Here is a 4,943-nt window from a genome sequence, read left to right as displayed (position 1 = left end):
TGGTCAGGCTGCGCAGAATCGCGGCCATGGCGTGGTCGAAAAAATTGGCGCGCAGGCCGATGCTGAAGGGGATGGCAACTGTTGCAAGAATCGTGAAGCCGGGACGACAGGTAGTATCAGTTTTGCGCGCGGAGCCGAGCGACTCGATCACGATGACTTCACGTTGCCGGGACCGTTTCCGTTTACCTGGAGCCGCCAGTATCGATCAGATCTTGCGGCCTATGATGATGGGGTGATGGGTGCGCGCTGGATCACACCGTACACGACGCGGCTCGACATCGTGCAAAACGATGCGCTGCCGGAGAGCCTTCGCTATCACGCCGCGGATGGCCGCACCCATGCGTATCCGCTGCCGAAGGTCGGGGCGTTTCATTACGACGCCATCGAGAACCTGACGCTGGTGCGGGTTTCCGATCGCGTGGTGACCCTGGCGCGTGGCTACGATGTCCGAGAGACCTACGAGCGTCACGGCCAACACTTCCGTCTGACGGGCATCGTATTGCGCAACGGCGAGGGCCTGGCGCTGGCCTATGATCATCCGGAGCACGTGCCCAATCATGCGCTGCTGCCATCCGATCTGATGTCCTATCACGGTGAGATCGAGATCGATGCCCACGTTCACGTGGTGCCCGACGAACAGGGTCGCGTGGCGCAGGTGTGGCTGATCGAAAACAACAAGGCGGTTCGTCAGCTCGCCGACTATTCCTACGACGATGCAGGCGATTTGATTGCGGCAACCGACGAGAATGGTGCGAGCCGCAGCTACACGTACGAGCACCACCTGATGACGCGGTACACGGACCGTACCGGCCGGGGGATGAACCTGCGCTGGGATGGCGACGGTGCGACGGCCAAGGCCGTGCGTGAATGGGCTGACGACGGCACCTACGACACGAAACTGGAGTGGGATCCGAACATTCGTTTGACCTATGTCACCGACGCTCATGGCAACGAGACCTGGTACTACTACGACATTCTCGGCTACACCTACCGCATCCGACATGCGGACGGGCGATCGGAATGGTTCTTCCGGGACGAGGCGAAGAACGTCGTGCGTCATCTTCATCCCGACGGCAGCGTCGAGACCTTCACCTACGACGATCGCAGCAATCAAGTCTCACACACACGGGCTGACGGTAGCACGGTGTATTACGCCTATGACGCTCGCGACAACGTGCGCAAGATTCGCGACGGCGAAGGTGGTCTGTGGCTGCGCGACTACAACGCGAAAGATCACCTGATCGAAGAAATCGATCCGCTGGGCAACAAAACCGAATACACCAACAACGCGCTCGGCCAGCCGGTGGAAATCATCGACGCGAAGGGCGGCAAAAAACAACTCTCGTACAGTGCGACTGGCCAGTTGACGTCCTATGCCGACTGCTCGGGCAAGACCAGTCGTTGGCAGTACAACGCGCGAGGTCAGCTGGAGCGGTTTACCGATGCGGCAGGGCAGGCCACGAGCTATCGCTACGAGGCGGGCCAACTGGTTGACGTGACGCGGCCCGATGGGGTGACAGAGCAATACGAGCGCGATGCGGAAGGGCGACTGTTGGCGCACGTTGACGGGCTGCGCCGGCGCACGGAGTGGACCTATACGCGTGCCGGGCTGATTGCCAGCCGTAAGGATGCCAACGGGGAATCGCTGGGTTATCGATGGGACAAGCTGGGTCGGCTGGAGTCGTTGCGCAACGAAAACGGTCGGGAGACGTCGTTTGGGTACGATCCCGTGGGCCGGCTGCTGGCCGAAACGGGCTTTGATGGCAAGGCGACGCGTTATCGATACGATCCGTCATCCGGCGTGTTGACGGATGTGCTCAACGGGGAGCAAGGACATCGGATTACGGCAGTCGAATTCGATGCGGTCGGCCGACTGATTACGCGCCAGACGGGTCAATGGGACCAGGGTACTAGCCAGTGGAAGTACGGCGAGCGTGAGCGCTTCGCGTACAACGGCAACGGGCAGATGATTCTGGCGGAAAACGCCACCAGTCGGCTGCAATGGTTCCACGATGACGCGGGCAACGTCACGCGCGAGCACCAGCATTTCAGTTTCCTGAAAAATAAGCGGGTCGCGGTCTGGCGGCACGAATACGACGTGTTGAATCAACGGGTTGCCACGATTCGACCGGACGGCCACCGGGTGAGCTTGCTTACCTACGGCAGTGGACACGTGCACGGCATGATGCTGGACGATACGGAACTCGTCCAGATCGAACGTGATGACCTGCATCGAGAAATCGAGCGGGTGCAGGGCAATGGCCTGACGCAGAAGCAACAGTACGATTTGGCAGGACGGCTGCAACAGCAGAAGCTGATTGCAAGCCGGAGCGAAACGCAGGGCGGCAAACTGCTGGTGCAACGCAGCTATACCTACGACCGAGCCGGTCAGCTGGAGCGCATCGAGGATACGCAGAACGGGATGCGGACCTACCGTTACGATCCGATAGGACGATTGGTGGCGGCAACCGGCATGCTGGGCGAAGAAACCTTCGAGTTCGATCCCGCGGGCAACCTGCTGGATGACGCGCAGACGCGGCGCTTCGAATCGCCTGATCAAAACACACTGGGGTATTCGAGTCGAATCCAGGGGCGCCCGACACTGTTGGACAACCTGCTGCGCGAGTACGCGGGGACACACTACACCTGGAACGAATACGGCAACCTGGCGGAACGTCGGCATAACGGCGAGCAGGCGTGGTACGAGTGGGACGGATTGGATCGGCTTATCCAGTTCAGTAACGGCAAGGTGACTGTTAGCTACTGGTACGACGCATTGGGTCGACGCGTGGCGAAGAAGTCGAATGCGTGGGTCCGGCAGAGCTCACACGACGGCAGTGGCTATCGGGAAGCCGAGACGGCGCGGCTGAACGCGGAGTACGGATACGGCCTGACGCTATACGGCTGGGATGGCGATAGGCTGGCGTGGGAGAGTGGCACGGGCGAGCATGGGGGCAGTAGTGGCCGCACGACGCACTACGTGTACGAGCCTGATAGCTTCGTTCCGCTGGCGCAAGCCGTTCACGTGGGCTGGATTGAACTGCACGAGCAGCCGGAATACGATGAACACTACGATATTGATCGTGACCCGCTGTGGAGCCGCACGAACAAGCCAGCGGCTTTTACGCAGATCGGCTATTACCAGTGTGATCAGATCGGCACGCCGCAGGAGGTGACGGACGGGGCAGGTGAGGTTGCTTGGTCGGCGCGTTACAAGGCGTGGGGCGAAGCGAAGGAAGTCATCAGTGAAGCGGCGCGCAAGGCTGGTATCCGCAACCCTATCCGCTTCCAGGGGCAGTACTTCGACCATGAGACGGGCCTTCACTACAACCGGTACAGGTACTACGATCCGAACAGCGGCCGCTTCATCTCGAGGGACCCGATCGGGCTAGCTGGTGGCCTGAATCAGCATGCCTATGCTCCTAATCCGGTCGAGTGGATCGATCCACTGGGGTTGGCGAAAGTTGGACAACTCGGTACCTATGGAGATCTCAACGGCGGTGACAATGTTGGTGACAGCCTACAAGCTCACGAACTTTTGCGCCATGAGTATCTGGTGAAAAAAGGGCTAACGAACAAAAATTGCAGAGATGCAAACAATCCTTCAATTGCACTTGATCTTGATCGGCACACGCGAGGCCCTGCCACCGACACACGTGGAATAGGAGGCGCGCATTATCACGAGGCTAAAATTCGACAGACGTACGGACTTGGCAGGAATGAGTTTCACGATGACATTAAACGGGAACTTGACATTACTCAAGGTGGCTTGAGGAAGGCAGGGATTTCGGCGAGCCAGGCGAGGAGACTTCGAAAGCAAGCGGAAGCGTTTTTGGCTAAAAAATGTCCATGCAAATGCGAGGGTTGATATGAAGGCGTTACTAATTGACGAAGAGTGTCACGATCATCTCGAACCCCGAGTTGGAGGTGGGGCGCTTATTGGGGGGCTCGTAACTTGGCCAAAAACATCGTCGGGGGAGGAGTTGTGCTTAGTGGCTTCTTTGCCTACCAAATTTCTTGGGATTGAGGGGGCGCCTGAATATGTTTCGGTATTTTCGCTATACTCGAAGGATGATTATTTCTTGGATCGCATAACGTATCATGGCGATCCGGAGGAGATGAGGGTAATTAAGAGTAGTGGCGCCACTCAGGTTATATTCCACGAAAAAGAAAGTGAGCGTTTTGGAGTCGAGAGTATTCCGGCTAGAAGATTGGTTGTCGGGGGTGATGTGGGGCAGCCATATCAAGGTAGTGGAGTGGGATTCCCTCCTGGATTTCTCCAAAATGAGAAATTGACACTCGATCAAGGGCTTGAATTTTCCCTTCAGTTGTACTCGGGGGATTTTCCGGTGGGTTGGGAGGATATATTTGGGCTAGGTGATGCTCTAGCCTATTTGTTTGTTGATAAGAATAAATTTGAGGGATTGTTTTTCGTTCAGGTTACGTAATTTTCATTGTGGTGGCCGTGTTGGTCAGTTGAAAATCGGATGGTGGATTGGTGGAATCGGAGTGGGTGCTTGTCAAGAGATTTTGAAAAATGTGCTCTTGCGTTTAGCAGATGAAAGGCCGCGCTATTACCAATGTGACCAGATCGGCACGCCGCAGGAGGTGACGGATGAGGCAGGTGAGGTTGCTTGGTCAGCACGCTACAAGGCGTGGGGGGAGGCGAAGGAAGTCATCAGCGAGGCGGCGCGCAAGGCGGGTATCCGTAACCCGATCCGCTTCCAGGGGCAGTACTTCGACCATGAGACGGGCCTTCACTATAACCGACATAGGTACTACGATCCAAACTCTGGACGGTTCATCTGCAAGGATCCGATCGGGTTGGCCGGCGGTATTAACGTCTTCCAGTACGCGCCCAATCCGATATCGTGGATCGATCCATTGGGATTGCACTGCATTCTGGCCGATACCGATCTTGTCTGTCGCGGTGGGGCATGTAC

The 4,943-nt window shown here is 57.5% G+C and carries 2 protein-coding genes and 1 pseudogene; all 3 read left to right on the top strand.

Going from position 1 to position 4,943, the window contains the following annotated elements:
* The coding region (locus GQ57_RS37750) for an RHS repeat-associated core domain-containing protein (RefSeq protein WP_442856773.1) at positions 1–3,868 on the top strand (3,868 nt) is incomplete at its 5' end.
* 124 nt (positions 3,869–3,992) lie between these two features.
* On the top strand, positions 3,993–4,448 hold the full coding sequence (locus GQ57_RS42845; protein WP_152602010.1) for a hypothetical protein: 456 nt from the start codon (positions 3,993–3,995) through the stop codon (positions 4,446–4,448).
* Between the two features lie 121 nt (positions 4,449–4,569).
* Positions 4,570–4,943: pseudogene (locus GQ57_RS42840) on the top strand (RHS repeat domain-containing protein); the annotation flags it as partial.

The sequence above is a fragment of the Burkholderia sp. MSh2 genome, assembly GCF_000731655.1.
GTDB classification, from domain to species: Bacteria; Pseudomonadota; Gammaproteobacteria; order Burkholderiales; family Burkholderiaceae; genus Burkholderia; species Burkholderia paludis.
The sequence above is the reverse complement of the archived record's forward strand: the minus strand, read 5'-3'. Positions and strand labels throughout refer to the sequence as shown.